The sequence below is a fragment of the Chromohalobacter moromii genome (genome assembly GCF_023091865.1).
GTDB classification, from domain to species: domain Bacteria; phylum Pseudomonadota; class Gammaproteobacteria; order Pseudomonadales; family Halomonadaceae; genus Chromohalobacter; species Chromohalobacter moromii.
Genome location: NZ_JAHXDI010000001.1, coordinates 217,343 through 233,922, shown reverse-complemented (window position 1 = coordinate 233,922; position 16,580 = coordinate 217,343). Strand labels below are relative to the sequence as shown.

At 63.7% G+C, this 16,580-nt stretch carries 14 protein-coding genes; 8 read left to right on the top strand and 6 right to left on the bottom strand.

Annotated features, from left to right (window positions below):
- Window positions 1-726: 726 nt before the first annotated feature.
- The 3 genes from argA to KZO83_RS01045 form a co-directional block, all read right to left on the bottom strand.
- Entirely contained in the window at window positions 727-2,040 is a 1,314-nt protein-coding gene (argA, locus tag KZO83_RS01055; RefSeq protein ID WP_178998598.1) for an amino-acid N-acetyltransferase, read from the bottom strand.
- Between the two features lie 114 nt (window positions 2,041-2,154).
- Complete coding sequence (locus tag KZO83_RS01050) at window positions 2,155-3,426, bottom strand: inorganic phosphate transporter (protein WP_075369504.1); 1,272 nt, start codon at window positions 3,424-3,426, stop codon at window positions 2,155-2,157.
- Between the two features lie 49 nt (window positions 3,427-3,475).
- Window positions 3,476-4,156 carry a TIGR00153 family protein gene (locus KZO83_RS01045; RefSeq protein ID WP_075369503.1) on the bottom strand — a complete coding sequence of 227 codons (681 nt, stop codon included), beginning with the start codon at window positions 4,154-4,156 and terminating at the stop codon, window positions 3,476-3,478.
- A 104-nt stretch (window positions 4,157-4,260) separates the two neighbouring features.
- Here KZO83_RS01045 and KZO83_RS01040 point away from each other — a divergent pair, with 104 nt between their 5' ends.
- Entirely contained in the window at window positions 4,261-5,109 is an 849-nt protein-coding gene (locus KZO83_RS01040; protein WP_247619443.1) for a CYTH domain-containing protein, read from the top strand.
- 21 nt (window positions 5,110-5,130) lie between these two features.
- Window positions 5,131-6,012 carry an ion transporter gene (locus tag KZO83_RS01035; RefSeq protein ID WP_245798091.1) on the top strand — a complete coding sequence of 294 codons (882 nt, stop codon included), beginning with the start codon at window positions 5,131-5,133 and terminating at the stop codon, window positions 6,010-6,012.
- Window positions 6,013-6,165: 153 nt separating this feature from the next.
- On the opposite strand, the gene KZO83_RS01030 is transcribed toward KZO83_RS01035, so the two are convergent.
- Together KZO83_RS01030 and KZO83_RS01025 are read right to left on the bottom strand one after the other, a co-directional pair.
- The gene (locus KZO83_RS01030; RefSeq protein ID WP_247619442.1) at window positions 6,166-6,786 is read right to left on the bottom strand and encodes an L-threonylcarbamoyladenylate synthase; all 621 of its coding nucleotides are present in this window, start codon (window positions 6,784-6,786) and stop codon (window positions 6,166-6,168) included.
- Between the two features lie 106 nt (window positions 6,787-6,892).
- Entirely contained in the window at window positions 6,893-7,786 is an 894-nt protein-coding gene (locus tag KZO83_RS01025; protein WP_247619441.1) for a PHP domain-containing protein, read from the bottom strand.
- A 110-nt stretch (window positions 7,787-7,896) separates the two neighbouring features.
- Here KZO83_RS01025 and KZO83_RS01020 point away from each other — a divergent pair, with 110 nt between their 5' ends.
- The 5 genes from KZO83_RS01020 (at window position 7,897) to KZO83_RS01000 (ending at window position 13,331) form a co-directional block, all read left to right on the top strand.
- Window positions 7,897-8,466 carry a septation protein A gene (locus tag KZO83_RS01020; RefSeq protein WP_247619440.1) on the top strand — a complete coding sequence of 190 codons (570 nt, stop codon included), beginning with the start codon at window positions 7,897-7,899 and terminating at the stop codon, window positions 8,464-8,466.
- A complete protein-coding gene (locus tag KZO83_RS01015) occupies window positions 8,466-8,765 on the top strand; it encodes a YciI family protein (RefSeq protein WP_247619439.1) in 300 nt (99 codons plus the stop codon). Before KZO83_RS01020 ends, KZO83_RS01015 begins: the two co-directional genes overlap by 1 nt.
- Before the next feature lie 158 nt (window positions 8,766-8,923).
- On the top strand, window positions 8,924-11,023 hold the full coding sequence (gene mnmC / locus KZO83_RS01010) for a bifunctional tRNA (5-methylaminomethyl-2-thiouridine)(34)-methyltransferase MnmC2/FAD-dependent 5-carboxymethylaminomethyl-2-thiouridine(34) oxidoreductase MnmC1 (protein WP_247619438.1): 2,100 nt from the start codon (window positions 8,924-8,926) through the stop codon (window positions 11,021-11,023).
- Window positions 11,020-13,065, top strand: coding sequence for an NAD-dependent DNA ligase LigA (gene ligA / locus KZO83_RS01005; RefSeq protein ID WP_247619437.1), 2,046 nt, complete (start codon window positions 11,020-11,022; stop codon window positions 13,063-13,065). Before mnmC ends, ligA begins: the two co-directional genes overlap by 4 nt.
- Window positions 13,062-13,331, top strand: coding sequence for a YheU family protein (locus KZO83_RS01000; RefSeq protein ID WP_075369496.1), 270 nt, complete (start codon window positions 13,062-13,064; stop codon window positions 13,329-13,331). Before ligA ends, KZO83_RS01000 begins: the two co-directional genes overlap by 4 nt.
- Before the next feature lie 93 nt (window positions 13,332-13,424).
- On the opposite strand, the gene KZO83_RS00995 is transcribed toward KZO83_RS01000, so the two are convergent.
- Entirely contained in the window at window positions 13,425-14,741 is a 1,317-nt protein-coding gene (locus KZO83_RS00995; RefSeq protein ID WP_247619436.1) for a 2-hydroxycarboxylate transporter family protein, read from the bottom strand.
- A 207-nt stretch (window positions 14,742-14,948) separates the two neighbouring features.
- Here KZO83_RS00995 and dcuS point away from each other — a divergent pair, with 207 nt between their 5' ends.
- Entirely contained in the window at window positions 14,949-16,574 is a 1,626-nt protein-coding gene (gene dcuS, locus KZO83_RS00990; protein WP_247619435.1) for a DcuS/MalK family sensor histidine kinase, read from the top strand.
- The last annotated feature ends 6 nt before the right edge of the window (window positions 16,575-16,580 follow it).

Sequence of the window (16,580 nt, the reverse complement as noted above, 5' to 3'; positions counted from 1 at the left end):
CCCAAGGTACGCAGGGAACTGAAGGGTCAAGTGAACACTCTCGAACATCCACCTGGCTGAATTCTCGAGAGTGATCGAGGGGCTCGAAAGCCCACGAAGCCATGAGGTCCATACATTGCCAGGAAAAGGCCCTCATGTTGACGGCGCAGCCGCCACTTCGTTTCGTGTGCCGCGTCGCCAAGGGCGGCGCGGCGAAGTTAGCCCCCGAAGGGGTGGCATCCATGCCTGAGCATCCTTGCCCTTTTGGTACCTTTCCATGCCCGTAGGCGGTACCCGTCTCATCGCAACCTAAGTCACACATCGCGTGGAGCAGACGCTGATCAATCTAGCCGGGACATTGCGCACAGGGTTGTGGTCGAAACGCCCTGGCTTGATTGATCGAGAAACGGTTCGAGCCGTATTGAACCGTTTCCCGTTGCTCGCCCTATATATTGCGATAGCCGTGCCAATTTTTTAAAAAACGTTTAAAAACATGGACTTAAAATCACCACCTATAGGCCAAATCTGCACGACAGGCGATCACATCGAGAATGGAGGGCATTTTGGCCTTCATAATGTCGCCACTTACCAACGTTCTTTCGCCGATATAAAAAAATACCAGCAAAAACATATATTTATCACGTCTCCCTTTGGAGACACCCCATCAGGTAGGAGCGACACTGCATGCCGCCGGACGGGCGAGTATCGATGCCGCCTTGCCGTTGAGCGGCGGCACAGGGCAGGCGTTTAACCGAGGGGTTTGAGCAACACCTTGGATTGGCGCGCATGATTATAGGAGTCGCGCCGCAGGTGTGGCAGTACCTCAAGACCGTCGAGTCGAAAACCGTGCTCGAGGAACCAATGCGTCGTATGGGTGGTGAGAGCAAACAAGGCGCTGTAGCCACGCCGACGGGATTCACGCTCGACCTCGGCCAATAGCAGATCGCCGCGCGCACCACCGCGATAATCGCCATGCACGGCGACACAGGCCAGCTCGCCCATACCCGCTTCGGGGTAGGCATGCATGGCACTGCAACCGATGATCATGCCATCGCGTTCGATCACCCAGTAGTCGTCGATCTGATGTTCGAGCCGCTCCCGCGAGCGCGCCACGAGCATGCCGCGCTCCTCGAGCGGGCGCAGCAGCTCGAGCAAGCCGCCCACGTCTTCCAGCGTCGCGCGGCGCAACTGCTCGTAGCGATGCTGAGTGATCATGGTCCCCACCCCGTCGCGGGTGAACAGCTCGCCAAGCAAGGCGTCGCGATCGTGCCACGTCAGCAGGTGAGTGCGCGCCACGCCATGGCGCGCAGCCTCGCACGCTGCCCCCAGGTGCCGCGCCAATTCGCTGCCCGGCGCAGCCTGACGCCGTAACGGGTCCGCCTCCAACGGCGTCAGTTGGCGCTGCAGCATGCCACTGGCATCGTGCAGCCCCGCCGCGTCGCCAAGCAGAATCAGCTTGTCGGCGCCTAGCCCCATGGCGACGTGCTGGGCGACATCGGCCGCGTCGAGGTCGAACACCTCGCCGGTACTCGAATAGCCCAGCGGTGGCACCAGCACCAGGGTTTCCTTCGCCAGTAACTCGGCGATGGCTTGGCTGCGCACACGGCGCACCTCGCCACTGTGGTGGAAGTCGACACCATCACGCACGCCTAGCGGTTTGGCGGTCACTAGATTGCCGGAGACCACCGTCAGCTCGACGCCATGCAGCGGCGTATTGGGTAGCCCCAACGAGAGGCGTGCCTCGATCTTGAGGCGCAACTCGGCGGCGATGCGTTCGACATGACGCATGATCGACTCATCGGCCACCCAACGCCCTTCGATCCGACGCGGCTCGATCCCCGCCTCGCTCAGCGCCTCGCCCACCTGCGGACGAATGCCAAAGACCATCACCAGGCGCACGCCCAGAGTATGCAGCAATGCCAGGTCCTGAAGCAGTGGCTCCCATCGCTCGGATGCCAATGCCTCGCCTTCGATGAGCACCACGAACGTACGCCCGCGATGCGCATTGATATACGGAGACGAATTACGAAACCAATCGGCGAAGGGGAAACGCGTGTTCAAGGCCCGCTCCAGCTGCAGGAAGAAAGAGACACTGACTATATCAGAGGCAACGAAAAGGCGGGACCGGTGTTCTCCGATCCCGCCTGACGTGCGTATCCGATGCCCTGTCGTGTATTAGCCGAAAAAGCCCTTGAACATGAAGAAGAACATGATCGACAACAACGCCCCGGCTGGCAACGTAATCACCCAGGACAGCACGATGGTGCCCAGCACGCGCAGGTTGAGTGCGGTAATGCCGCGCGCCAGGCCGACCCCAAGCACCGCGCCGACCAGCGTCTGCGTCGTGGAGACCGGCAAGCCAGTTCCCGAAGCCAGGACGACGGTCGTCGCCGCCGCCAGGGTCGCCGCGAAACCGCGACTCGGCGTCAGCTCGGTAATTCCCGTTCCCACCGTGGCGATGACCTTGTGACCATAGGTGATCAAGCCGACGACGATACCGCCGCCGCCCAGCACCAGCACCCACCACGGCAATGCCGCGGCACCACCGACGTCACCGTTCGACTCGACGACGCTGATGACCGCCGCCAGTGGCCCCACGGCGTTGGCGACATCGTTGGAGCCATGCGCGAACGCCATGGCGCAGGCAGTAAACATCATCAGCACGCCGAACACGCGTTCGACGCTGTTGAAATCGAACGCCGAGCTGCCGCGCTTGCGTTTGGCGCGGTCGACGCGATTTTCCATCAGGATGCCGACGACCATCACCACCAAGCCGATCCCGATCGCAACCAACAGGCTGTCACCAAAGCTCATTTCCAGCCCGATATGGGAGAGCCCCTTGACCAGGGTGACCATCGCCACGATGAAGCCAACCAGGAAGATATACCCCGGCACGTAACGCTTGGCGGCGGCGAAGGGATCGTGGTTTTCGAAGATCAGGAACTGCACCGACTTGAACAATGCAAAGGCGATGGACCCGGCCAGCAGCGGTGACACCACCCAACTCGCGGCGATCTGGCCGACCTTGGGCCAGCCCACGGAGTCGACTCCCAGCCCGGCGACCGCGAAGCCGACGATGGCACCGACGATGGAATGCGTCGTGGACACTGGCCAGCCACGCATGGAGGCGATGAACAACCACACCCCAGCAGCCAGCAACGACGCCAGCATGCCGTAGATCAGCAATTGCGGATCGTCGGATAACAAACTGGGGTCGATGATGCCCTTACGGATGGTATCGGTGACCTGGCCCCCGGCCAGCCACGCACCGAGAAACTCGAACACCACGGCGATGAGAATCGCCTGACGGATGGTAATGGCCTTGGACCCCACAGAGGTCCCCATGGCATTGGCCACGTCGTTGGCCCCTACCCCCCAGGCCATGAAGAAACCGAAAATGCAGGCGAGAATGATGAAGACATCGCCGTATTGCGCAATGATGGACATAGGCAAGTTCTATCTGGCTGGCGTGAGACGGAAAATCACACGGCCCGCATCAGCGGGCCGTGAGAATTTGAAGACGACTGCCGACGCGCTCGGCGCGGTCGGACAGCTCACCGATCCACTCGATGATCTTGTAAAGGAACATCACATCGACCGGTGGCAATTCGGCTTCCAGCTGGAAGAGCTGGCGGCGAATCTGCACCTGCTGGTCGTCGGCCTGGTGCTCGAGATCGTGAAGATCACGGATGAAGTTATGCATGACATCCGAGACATTGCGACCGAAGCCGGAATCAAGCAGCTCTTGAAGCTCCTCGAGCGCCTTGCGGGCCTGACCGACAGTGGCAATGGCGGTTTCGAGATAGGCGCGCATCGCAGGCGCCAGAGCCTCCGGCACTTGCATCTGGCGGCCCAGCATGATGCCGGTGATATCGCGCGCCTTGTTGGCGATCTTGTCCTGTACGCTGATCAACTCCAGCAGATCCGAGCGCGAGACTGGCAGGAACATGCTGTTGGGAAGATTGAGGCGCAACTCGGTCTTGAGGGTATCGGCCTCGTGCTCGAGCGCGGTAATCGCTTCGCGATGCGTGGCAGCGGCGTCCCAGTCGCTCGCCTGCGTGGCATCGAAAAACGGCAGGAGTCGCTCGGCGCATTCGCTTGTCTTGACTATATGCGCCAGCAAGGGCTCGAAAGGCGAGCGCCCGAACAACGCCGAAAACGGATTGGAAGTCACCATAATGTCAGATTCGATGCGTTGGAAATGGCGGCGTCAGTATAGTGACTGCACCCCTTCGCGTCATGGAAAATTCATCAACTTGTCATCAACGCAATAGGTCCGGCATGGCTCAAGAAATCGAACTCAAGCTCGCCCTCGGCGCCAGCGGCCCGCATGCGCTGCGCCAGCATCCGCGACTCGCGGGCCACGACATGCAGCGTGCGTGGTTGGCCAATACGTATTACGACACGCCAGGGCGCGCCCTGGAGCGCGCGCGTATCGCCTTGCGCATTCGCCGCACACCCGACGGCTACCTGCAGACCCTCAAGACGGCGGGCAGCGGCCAGGGCGGCCTGCATGCACGAGGTGAATGGGAATGGCCCATCGATGGCGACGAACTGGACATCGACGGCATCCGCCAGCATGCACCGGACACCATCGACGCAGCGGATCTCGCCCAACTCCTCCCGCGCTTCACCACCGACTTCACTCGCGAGCGCTGGGACATCGTCGAGGCAGACGCCACCATCGAAGTGGCGCTGGATATCGGCACCATTCATGCCGGTGACCGGCAAGTACCGATCCGCGAGCTGGAGCTCGAGCTCAAGGCAGGCAGCGCCGAGGCCCTATGGCAACTGGCTGCCTCCCTCGCCGACGGCGTAGCACTCCGCCCCGCCAATGCCAGCAAGGCCCAGCGCGGCGCCGCCCTGCATGACGGCTGGACACTCCCCGACAACGTCGCAGACGCCCCGAGTCACTGGAACGCAGCGCTCGAGGCACTGGATGCCTGGCAGGACACAGGGCATGCGAACTACCGTCATCGAGCCGGCCATCATTTGCAGGCACTTGGCGGCAACGCCGCTCAACGCCTGGCAAGCGCCTTGCGCGACGCCGACGACGCGCGTCCCGACACTTGGCTCACCCCCGAGATGAGCCGCGACTGGCTCGCTGCATGGCACCACGCCACTGCCTGACGCAACGCAGGAGACCGACCTTTGACGCTGCCTTTCGAACCCGCCAACAGCGGCCTACGCAAGACGTTGTTCCACATCATCTTCGAGTCCGACACAAGGGCCGCGAAGATCTTCGACATCGCCCTCATCACGCTGATTCTACTCAGCGTCGCGGTGGTATTCGTGGATAGCGTGCCAAGCCTTCACGCCCGCTTCGGCGGGACATTCTATCTGCTGGAATGGGGCTTCACGCTGCTTTTCACATTGGAGCTGGCGGTACGGCTTTATTGCCTGGAACGCCCGCTGCGCTACTTGAAGAGCTTCTATGGCATCGTCGACCTACTCTCCATCCTGCCCACCTGGCTCAGCCTGCTGATACCCGGCGCCCAGTCGCTTCTCGTGGTGCGCGTGCTACGTGCGCTACGCGTCTTTCGCGTGTTGCGGCTGATGGAATTCGTCGGTGAAGGCCGCATGCTGACACAGGCGCTTTCGCGCAGTTACCGCAAGATCATGCTGTTTCTATTCACGGTGCTGCTGGTCGTTACCGTCTTCGGCACCCTGATCTACATGATCGAGCCTCCCGAAGCCGGGTTCACCAGCATGCCACGGGCCATGTACTGGGGCGTCGTCACGCTCACCACGGTGGGCTACGGCGACATCGCACCGATCACCCCGCTCGGCCAGTTCATTTCCGCGTGCATGATGATCCTGGGGTACTCGATCATCGCCGTGCCGACCGGCGTATTCTCGGCGGAAGTGATCCGCTCGATCCATGAAGAACGCTACTCCGAAGAAGCCTGCCCCGGCTGCGGCCACGAAGGGCACGAGCGCGACGCCAAATATTGCCGCAAATGCGGCACCTGGCTCGACGAAGACACCCAGGACCCCCGCCAGAGAGACGAGGCAGATGGCGCCTCCCAGTAGAGGCACTGAAACCATAGTCGTTTCGTGAGAGCCATGCCGGTGACAAGCCGGCGCGAGGGTCATTCGTCATGGATGACGAACGTAGCGCCCAAGGAAGGGTTCATAGCGCCCTCGCGAAGGCTTGTCACCGCAGTTTTCCACCTTGCCCCGTGCTTACTGGAACGGCGTCGTGTCGCCGCGCCCTTCACGGACGACGGTAGGCGGCATCTCGCGCATATCGACCACCGTGGTCGGGTCCAGGTGGCAGGCGCCGCCGTCGATGACCGCATCGAGATGCGCGCCGAAACGTTCGCGGATCGCCTCGGGGTCGGTCATCGGCAGATCGTCGTCGACGGGAATCAGCGTCACGCTCATCAACGGCTCGCCCAGTGCCGCGAGCAACGCATGGCTGATGCGGTGATCCGGCACGCGGACCCCGATAGAGCGCCGCTTGGGATGCAACAACAGGCGCGGCACCTCGTTGGTAGCATTGAGAATGAAGGTATACGGCCCCGGCGTATGCGCCTTGAGCAGGCGGAAAACGTCGTTATCGACCTTGGCGTAAGTGCCGATCTCGGACAGGTCGGAACACACCAGCGTGAAGTTGTGCTTGTCATCCAACGAACGCAGCCACTTGATCTTCTCGATGGCTTTTTTCTCGCCCAGGCAGCAACCGAGCGCATAGCCCGAATCGGTCGGATAAGCGATCACGCCGCCACCGCGCAACAACGAGATCGTCTGGTCGATGAGACGTTTCTGCGGATTGTCGGGATGAATCTGAAAGAACTGGGTCATGCCTGCCTCCTTGGGCCGGAAGAATGAACCGGAAGAACCGAGGACCGAACGTGCTGAGTAGCGTAGGTGCCGGGCCGCACGGTGTGCCTCGTCCCCAGCATTAACCTTACGCGGCGAATGTCGCAAGCCTGGGGTGACGCCACACCGGTGTCACCGAACAGCGTGGCGGCGCACTCATCACGCCCGGTGCCAACGGGCCGCCGGGATAGTGAAAATCACTACCTTGCGATCCCATGAGATCGCGCGCTTCGAGCTGACGCGCGAGATCGCGCCCCACGTCGGCGTTCTGGTGACCGCTGATCAATTCAGCGGCTTCCCCGCCGGCTTCGCGGAAGCTATCCAGCAGTTGGCTGCGCTTGCGATGCGTGAGGCGATAGCGCAGCGGATGCGCCAGTACCGCGATGCCCTGACTGTCGCGAATCCATTCGACCACTTCGCTGAGATACGGCCAATGGGTCTTCACATCACCGGGCTTACCGGCGCCCAAATACTTTTTGAAGGCCGTCGGCATGTCCGGCACCACGTCCGCCGCCACCAAGGCCTTGGCGAAATCCGGCCGCCCCAGGGGACGATCGCTGCCGGCCTGTTCGCGGGCACGCGCCAAGGCGTCGTCGAGGCCGATTTTCTCGAGGCGCCGGGCGATTTCCTCGGCGCGCGCGTCGCGCGCTCGGGCCTGCGCCTCGAGCCCGGACAACAGGTCACCGCTGGCACCCTCGGGTAACAGCGCCACCACGTGAATGCCGATGCCACGCCACAAGGTGGATAACTCGCTACCCGCCAGGCAACGCATGCCTAAGCTTTCAGCATGGCGCTGGGCCTCGGTGACACCGGCCACGGTGTCATGATCGGTCAGGGAGAATCGCGTGACGCCCTTGGCATGGCAGGCATCGGTCAACGCTTGTGGCGAGAGCGCGCCATCGGAGGCGGTCGAATGCATGTGCAGATCGAGCCCAAGATCGGCCTCGAAGGTCTCGGGCAAAGGGGGTAAGGGTTGGCTCATGGGCATGACGCGGTGCGGCGTCTTTGTCAGAATAGGCTCGCCATAGTGCTCGCTCGCGCCGCGCTGGGTCAATTCCCGTGCCGCGCCGGCACCTCACAGGATGCTCGCCGATGAAAATGTTCTTGGATTTTCTGCCCATCGTATTGTTTTTCGCGGTGTATCACTTCAGCGGCGATATTCTGCTCGCTACCCTGGTGCTGATTCCCGCCACACTGCTGCAGGTCGCCTTCATGTGGTGGCGCTACCGCCGTGTGGAAAAGATGCAGTTGGTGACCCTGATATTGGTCGTCGTGATGGGCGGAGCGACCGTGCTGTTTCACAACGCGGCGTTCATCCAATGGAAGCCGACCGTGGTCAACTGGCTGTTCGCCTTTGCGTTTCTGGTCGCGCCGCTGTTCGGTGGCAAGACCCTCGTGGAGCGTATGATGGGCAAAGCCATCACGCTCCCCGCCGCCTCCTGGCGGCGCCTCAATCTCGCCTGGGTGGTGTTCTTCATCGCCCTGGGCGCGATCAATGTGTATGTCTTCAAGACCTACGACGAGGCCACTTGGGTCAACTTCAAGCTGTTCGGCATGCTAGGGCTGACCCTGTTGTTCGTGATCGGCCAAGGCCTTTATCTGGCCCGTCACGTGTCCCGCGATACGATTTCGCAAAACGACCACCAGAAGGATGACGTCTGATGCTTTACTCGATCGTTAGCGACGATGTGCAAGACAGCCTGGAACGCCGCAAGGCGGCACGCCCGGATCATCTGGCGCGCCTCGAGAAACTCCGCGACGAAGGGCGCTTGATACTCGCCGGGCCCAGCCCCGCCGTGGATGCCAACGACCCGGGCGAGGCCGGCTTCACCGGCAGCGTGGTGATCGCCGAATTCGACAGCCTGCAGGATGCCCAGGCGTGGGCCGACGCCGATCCCTTCGTGATCGCCGGCGTCTACGCCAAGGTCACCGTCAAGCCGTTCAAGAAGGTCTTGCCGTAACCGCACGTTTATCCACACCTGGGCGCCAAGCTTTTGTGCACACCAGGTGTGGATAACACTGTGAAGAGGCGGCGGACGGCTTTCTAGATAGCGGTCGTCACGCCGCCTTGCCGATTTCGATCAATTTTTAACCAGCCTTTGACCTGGTAGCGAGTGCCATGCCCGCCGTTTCGCGTCCCCTGCCGCCGTTGACCGCCCTCGCACCGCCCGAGCTGGAATGGCGTGCCGACGACATTAGCGACGCGCCCTATGCCAGCGCGTATGGCGATGTGTATTTCTCGCGCCACGACGGCCGCGCCGAGACCGGCCACGTCTTCGTGGAGGGCAACCGCCTGCCCGAGCGTTTCGCCGCCTGGCGCGAGACACGGGCGTTCGTGATCGGCGAAACCGGCTTCGGCACCGGCCTCAACATGCTGTGCGCCTGGGCGTGCTTCGAGCGCCACGCGCCCGCCGAGGCCCGCTTGCACCTGGTGTCCACCGAGAAATATCCCTTGCCGCGCGACGCCCTGGCGCGTGCGCTGGCGATCTGGCCGGACATGGCTGCACGTGCCAGCACCCTGCTCGACCAGTGGCCCGAGCCGGTCGGCGGCGTGCATCGGCTGTGGCTGTCGCCACGCGTGGTGCTGGATCTGCACTTCGGCGATGCCGCCGAGCGTCTGGAGCGTCTCGACGGCCGTGTCGACGCCTGGTTCCTCGATGGCTTCTCGCCGGCCAAGAACCCCGACATGTGGCAGCCCGAGCTGTTCGCGGCGATGGCCAACGTCAGCCGCCCCGGCGCCACCTTCGCTACCTTCACCTGCGCCGGCGTGGTCAAGCGCGGGCTGCGCGATGCGGGCTTCACCTGGCGCAAGACGCCCGGCTTCGGCCGCAAGCGCGAGATGCTATGCGGCGAAATCGCCGCGCCGCCGGATGACAGGCGACGCGCGTCGACGCCCTGGTTCACGCCGCCGCGCGCACGCCCCGCCCGGCAGGTGGTGGTCATCGGGGCGGGGCTCGCCGGGACCAGCGTGGCCGCCGCCCTGGCCCGCCGCGGGGTCGCGGTCACGCTGCTCGAGCGCGACGCTCCCGGCGCGGGCGCTTCAGGCAATCGCCAGGGCGCGCTCTACGTCAAGCTCGCCGCCGAGACCAATCCGCAGAGCCGTGTCTATCTCGCCGGCCTGCTGTACACGCGGCGCTGGCTGACCGCCCTCGACCCCGAGCAGCGCCTGTGGCAGGACTGCGGCGTGCTGCAGCTGGCACCCGGCGCCAAGGAAGCCACCCGCCAGCAGCGCTTCCTGGCCCATCACGCCCTGCCCGAGCGCGTGGTGCGCGGCGTGGATGCCGCCACCGCGAGCCAGGCCGCCGGCACACCGCTCGACGCGTCGGGACTCGACTATCCCCAGGCCGGGTGGGTGCGTCCCGACCGGTTGTGCCAGCAACTGGCCGCAAGCCCCGGCATCACCCAGCGGCGTGGCGAGGCGCGCGATCTCGACTTCGATGCCGACACCGATGCCTGGCGCATCGCGCTAACCGATGGCAGCACGCTCACGGCCGATCATGTAGTCGTCGCCACCGCCCACGAAGCACCGCGCTTCACGCCTCTGGCCGGCCTGCCGCTCAAGCCGATTCGCGGCCAGCTTACCCACGTGCCGATACCCGCCGACGCGCCGTCATTGGCACGCGTGGTCTGCGCGGGCGGGTATGTCGCCCCGGCGATGGAGGGCGTGCTCAGCCTCGGCGCGACCTTTGCCCCCGGCGATACCGACACCGCCGTGCGCACGGCGGATCATGCGCGCAACCTGGACGAATTCACCGCCACCCTGCCCGCCTTCGCCGAGGCGCTGCGCGCGGCCGGCGTCACGCTCGACCCGACCGCCTGCGAGGGCCGTGCCAGCCTGCGCGCCGCCAGCCCCGACAAGTCGCCCTATGCCGGGCCAGTCCCCGTGCGCGAGGCCTGGCTCGACGACTACGCCGTGCTCGGCAGTGATGCGCGTCGCATCCCCAACACGCCGGGACGGCATCACCCCGGCTTGTGGGTCAGTGCCGCGCATGGCTCGCGGGGGCTGGCCAGCGCGCCGCTGTGCGCCGAGGTCATCGCCTCCCGCCTGTGCGACGAGCCACTGCCGCTGGAACGCGAACTGGTCGACCATCTCCACCCCGGTCGACGTCTCATCGCCGATATCATTCGCGGAACCGCGACTCGCGAAAACGCTACACTATCGACGTCATCGCCGCGCGATGACGCCCAGACGTCACCGACCACCACCGAGACGCCATGAGTCAGATTCCCCAAGCGGTCCGCGAGCGGGCCGACAGCCTGCATCAGCAGTTGGACGACGCCAACTACCAGTACTACGTCGAGGACGAGCCCCGCATCACCGACGCGGAGTACGATACCCTGCTGCGCGAGCTGCAGTCACTGGAGGCCGAGCACCCCGAGCTGAAGACGCCGGATTCCCCCACGCAGCGCATCGGGGCGGCCCCCGCCGAGCGTTTCGAGGAAGTGACCCATGCCGTCCCCATGCTGTCGCTGGACAACGCCTTCGATGACGCGGAGCTGGCGGCCTTCGTCAAGCGCGTCGCGGACAAGCTCGAGTGCGACGGCGACACGCTCACGTTTTGCTGCGAACCCAAACTCGACGGCCTGGCGGTGGCGCTGGTCTACGAGAACGGACGACTGGTCCAGGGCGCCACGCGCGGTGACGGGCGTACCGGAGAAGACGTCACGCTCAATCTGCGCACCATCCGCTCGATCCCGCTCAAGTTGCGCGGCGACTCGATTCCACCGCTGATCGAGGTGCGCGGCGAGGTCTACATGCGCCACTCGGGGTTCGAGGCGCTCAACGCTCGCGCCCGCGAAAACGGCGACAAGGTATTCGCTAACCCGCGCAACGCCGCCGCCGGCAGCTTGCGCCAGTTGGATTCCTCGATTGCCGCCGCGCGGCCGCTGGAGTTCTGCGCCTATCAGGTCGCCCGGCTCGAGGGCGAGGATGACGCGCACTCGCATTCCGATTATCTCAAGCGCCTGCGGACGCTGGGCTTTCGCACCAGCCCATTGCTCGACGTGGTCAAGGGCGAGCGCGGCGTGATCGGCTTCTGCCACCGCCTGGGTGAGCAGCGCGAAGGCCTCGACTACGACATCGACGGCGCCGTGCTCAAGGTCGATAGCCTGCGCGATCAGCGCGAGTTGGGCTTCGTCTCGCGGGCGCCGCGCTGGGCCATCGCCTACAAGTACCCCGCTCAGGAGCAGACCACCACGCTCAACGACGTGGTCTTCCAGGTGGGCCGTGTCGGCACGCTGACGCCGGTGGCCAAGCTCGAGCCGGTCCAGGTGGCCGGTGTCACCGTCGCCAATGCCACCTTGCACAACATGGACGAGATCGAACGCCTGGGCGTGCGCATCGGAGACACCGTCATCGTACGGCGCGCCGGCGACGTCATCCCCCAGATCGTGGGGGTCGTCGAGTCGCAGCGACCGGCCACGACACGCGCCATCGAGATGCCCGAGCACTGCCCGGTGTGCGGCTCGCAGACCGAGCGCCTCGAAGGCGAGGTCGCGGCGCGCTGCTCCGGCGGGCTGTTCTGCCCGGCCCAGCGCAAGGAGGCGCTGAAGCACTTCGCCAGCCGCCGTGCGCTGGATATCGACGGCCTGGGCGAGAAGTTGATCGACCTGCTGGTCGAGCGCGAATGGGTCAAGACACCGGCGGACCTGTTCCGGCTCGAGGCCAAATCGCTTGCCGAACTGCCCCGGCTGGCGGAAAAGTCCGCCAACAACCTCGTCAACGCGCTGGAAGCCGCCAAGCGCACCACGCTGGCGCGTTTCATCTACGCCGTCGGCATCCGTGAAGTGGGCGAGGCCACCGCCGCGAGCCTGGCACATCACTTCGGCTCGCTGCAGGCACTGTCGGAGGCGTCTCTGGAGGCGCTGGAAGCGGTCGAGGACGTGGGGCCGGTGGTCGCCCGGCATATCCACACCTTCTTCCGCCAGCCTCACAACCAGGAAACGCTCGAAGACCTTCAGGGGGTCGGCGTCACGTGGGAGGAGGTCGAGATCGCCGGTCGTCCCCAGCCGCTCGCCGGCCAAACCTGGGTGCTCACCGGGACCCTGGAGAACATGACCCGCGATGACGGCAAGGCGCGCCTGCAGGCGCTCGGCGCCAAGGTCTCGGGCAGCGTCTCCAAGAAGACCGCCGCGCTCGTCGCTGGCGAGGCAGCGGGTAGCAAGCTCGAAAAGGCACGCGAGCTCGAGGTGGAAGTGCTCGATGAGAGTACATTCCTGCAACGACTCGCCGAGTGGGAAAACGCGGAGGAAAACCAATGAGCGGACGTTTCATCGAAGTGCCCTACCGCATGCTACCGGCCGATACGCTGGATGCGTTGCTGGAGGGTTTCGTCACCCGCGAAGGCTACGACACGACCGATGAAGGCGAAGGCATGCCGGCCTGGGTGCGCGAGCTCAAAGGCCAGCTCGAGCGCGGCGAATTACTGATCGCCCATGACCTGCAAACGGAGACCACCGAGGTCATGACGCTGGCTCAATGGCATGCGTTCGGACGCCAGCTAGCCGACGACGAGGAAGAAGGCTGAGTCGCCTCCCGTGTACCCAGCGTAAAACGCAAACGGCGCCCTCCCAGGGGCGCCGTTGATCGTTTCGCCGGACCGAATCCGGTGAAGAACGCGTCAAGTAAAGAACATCGGCACGAGGATGCTGGAGATCAGCAGGATCAAGGCGCCCCCCAGACGCGAGGAGATCTGCGCGAAGGGCATCAGCTGCATGCGCTTGGCGGCGGAGAGGACCGCGACGTCACCGGTGCCGCCCATATTGGCCATGCATAGCCCCGCGGTAATCGCCGACTCGACGGGATAGAAGCCCACCAGCTTGCCGACCAGCCCGGCGCCAAAGGCGGCCCCGGCCACTACGGCGAGCACGATCATCACATAGGTCGGCGTGATGGCATCGATCACCTGGCCGAGATCGGTATAGGCAATGCCGATTCCGAACAGCAGTGCGAAGGTCCAGTTCTTGGCGACGAACTGGAACCACTGCGAGGCGGACTCGTTGATGCTTTCCGGCACCACGTTGGCAATCTTGAGCACGGCGACCAGGATGATCATCAGCGCATAGGGATGCAGCGGGATGAAGCCACCCAGAATCTGTCCGGCGGTAAAGAACGTCAGTGCAGCGACGACACCGATGCCCAGTTTGGAGAGATCGAAGGTGCTCTTGCGCTCCTCGATTTCCACACCCGGCATCATCTGACCGTTACCCGTCAGTTTCGGAAAACGCTTGGCCAACCCGTTGAGAAGACCCGCGATGATGATCGCGAAGACGTTACCCAACGCCAGCGCCGGTACCAGAATCGAAATGTAGTAGCTCGCCGGCTGACCGAGAAGCTGCTCGTAGATCTGACTCAGGGGAACCGCGCCCGCGCCCATGCCGCCACCGAGAATCGGCAGGGTAATGACCACCAGGGCATCTTGCATCGAGAAACCCATCACGGCGCCAACGATCACCGCGAACAAGCCCGCGAAGAACACCGCGCAGAGCAAGGGCAGCGCGTAACGCGAGCCGACCTTGACCAGGACCTTGGAATCCATGCCCAGGATGCTGCCTGTGATCAATGCGGCGATATAGAAGTTGAGGAAGCCACCGCTTTTCATAAAGGTGGTGACATTCTCGGTGATACTGGCAGGCAGCCAGCCCACATAGACCAATGCGGCCGCGCCGAAGATGGCCAGGATCGCGCCACCGCCCAGGTAGCTTTTGACGATCGGTAGCCGATCACCGATGAAGCCCAAGAGTTCACCGAGTATCATCATGACCAGCAAGGCACCGATCATGCCGCTGGGCAGCGTGTCGGTGAACATGGCCACGACCATGACAGCGAAAGAGATGAAGAAGACCGGCAGTGGCATGCCGAAGATGCGCAACGTACCCAGCGCGCTTGAAGCGTGCTGGGTATCGTCCAGGCTTTGTGTAGCGGCACTGGTATTCATTGGCGTGCTCCTATGGGTTGGAATCCGCCCGCGCGGGCGGAGAACGTGAACGCCGCCGAGGATAAGCTGCACGTGCCGTGAACCAAGCTTTGCCAACTTATTAAAGCGTTTTGAAATTATTGAAAACGACGACCTTGTATCCGGCATAGCACGTCACGCTTGGGTATTACACCAAGGTCGAAAATCACCCCATATGGCCCGATACGCATGCCCCGCTTGCCGACTGTTCGTCTCAATGTGCTGATCTCGCTGCTCGTTGCCTCGACGGTAATCGTTACGCTGGGCGTGGCGTTATGGATGTTCGATGCCACCTTGCGCGATACTCAGGAAGACGCCCAGGCGGCCCGTGTCACAGATATCGCCCAGGTCGTGGCGTCTCAACGGCGTGTCGTCAATGTGTTGAAGGAGGCAGAAAGCAAGCGCGATTTCGCCGCCGATAGCGACATACAACGGGAAATCGACGCCTTGCGCCAGCGCTTGGGAGTAGATTTCATCGTGGTGATGAATTCCCATGCCATACGCCTGACGCACCCCAACCCGGCGCGTATCGGTGCGCATTTCCAGGGCGGCGACGAAGGCCCGGCACTGCAGGGCGAGCATTATGCCTCGCGGGCCGAGGGAACCCTGGGCATCAGCATTCGCGGCTTCGCCCCGGTACGCAATGATGCCGGCGAGGTGATCGGCGCCGTCTCGGTAGGGGTAACACTGGATACGCTGGGCGCCCGCCTGTCCGACAACCGCCTGCACATGGTGCTGGGCATCGGGCTTCTAATGATTCTCGGCACCCTGGGTGCCAGCTGGCTGGCCCGTTATATCAAGCGTGTGCTGATGGGGCTGGAACCGCACCAGATCACGCGCCTGGTGGAAGAACGCCAGGCGATTCTCGGCTCGGTGCACGAAGGCATTCTCGCGGTGGATGTCGCCGGGCGTATTACCCTGACCAACGCCGCCGCCTGCTCACTGCTAAACCAAGCGGGCCTTGAAGCGCCGACACTGGGCACGCCCATCATCGACTACCTGCCGCAGAGTGGACTGCCGGATGTGTTGCAAAGCGGCGAGGCTTCGCTCGACCAGGAAGTCTTCATCAACGGCCAGGCGCTGCTCGCCAATCGCATGCCGATTCGCCACCAAGGCCAGGTAATCGGGGCAGTAGCCACCTTCCGTGACAAGAGCGAAGTACGTCTGCTCGCCGAGGAGCTGACTGGCGTCCGACGTTACGCCGAGGCTCTGCGCGCCGCGACACATGAATTCAAGAACAAACTGCATGTCATGCTCGGTCTGATGCAACTCGAGGAATACCCCGCGCTGCACCGCTACCTCCGCGATGTGGTGGACCACCATGTCGCGCCGGGTGCATCCCTGGTCGAAGGCATCGGCGAACCAGTATTGGCGGGCTTTCTGCTCGGCAAGCAAAGCGAGGCCCGCGAGCGCGACATCACCTTGACGGTAGACGTCGAGGACGTCATCCCCGCGCCGCGAGACCCCGCCATGATCCACACCCTGGTCATCGTGCTGGGCAATCTGCTGGAGAATGCCTTCGATGCCGTCGACGAACTGAACGCGCGCCAGGTCACGCTAACCATGGGCGTCGACACCGATTTGTTGTCTTTGCATGTGCAGGACACCGGCCCCGGCATCCCCGCGGCCATTCGGAAGCACGTCTTCGCCAGCGGCACCTCGTCCAAGGGACATCAACGCGGCCTCGGGCTCGCGATGGTGCGCGAGCATGTCGAGGACCATGACGGTACTCTGGCACTGTATTCCGAACCCGGGCGAGGCACCCTGATCGAGGTCGACCTGCCCTATCCCGTTTCGTCCCCCACCGAGAATTGAGCGAGC

Coding starts and splice junctions, on each gene's coding strand:
- KZO83_RS01050 (WP_075369504.1), bottom strand. CDS start 3,426: ATGTCCATCATTGCGCAATACGGCGATGTCTTCATCATTCTCGCCTGC.
- mnmC (WP_247619438.1), top strand. CDS start 8,924: ATGCCCGCCGTTTCGCGTCCCCTGCCGCCGTTGACCGCCCTCGCACCG.
- KZO83_RS01030 (WP_247619442.1), bottom strand. CDS start 6,786: ATGACCCAGTTCTTTCAGATTCATCCCGACAATCCGCAGAAACGTCTC.
- KZO83_RS01045 (WP_075369503.1), bottom strand. CDS start 4,156: ATGGTGACTTCCAATCCGTTTTCGGCGTTGTTCGGGCGCTCGCCTTTC.
- KZO83_RS01040 (WP_247619443.1), top strand. CDS start 4,261: ATGGCTCAAGAAATCGAACTCAAGCTCGCCCTCGGCGCCAGCGGCCCG.
- KZO83_RS01015 (WP_247619439.1), top strand. CDS start 8,466: ATGCTTTACTCGATCGTTAGCGACGATGTGCAAGACAGCCTGGAACGC.
- ligA (WP_247619437.1), top strand. CDS start 11,020: ATGAGTCAGATTCCCCAAGCGGTCCGCGAGCGGGCCGACAGCCTGCAT.
- KZO83_RS00995 (WP_247619436.1), bottom strand. CDS start 14,741: ATGAATACCAGTGCCGCTACACAAAGCCTGGACGATACCCAGCACGCT.
- dcuS (WP_247619435.1), top strand. CDS start 14,949: ATGCCCCGCTTGCCGACTGTTCGTCTCAATGTGCTGATCTCGCTGCTC.
- KZO83_RS01025 (WP_247619441.1), bottom strand. CDS start 7,786: ATGAGCCAACCCTTACCCCCTTTGCCCGAGACCTTCGAGGCCGATCTT.
- KZO83_RS01000 (WP_075369496.1), top strand. CDS start 13,062: ATGAGCGGACGTTTCATCGAAGTGCCCTACCGCATGCTACCGGCCGAT.
- KZO83_RS01020 (WP_247619440.1), top strand. CDS start 7,897: ATGAAAATGTTCTTGGATTTTCTGCCCATCGTATTGTTTTTCGCGGTG.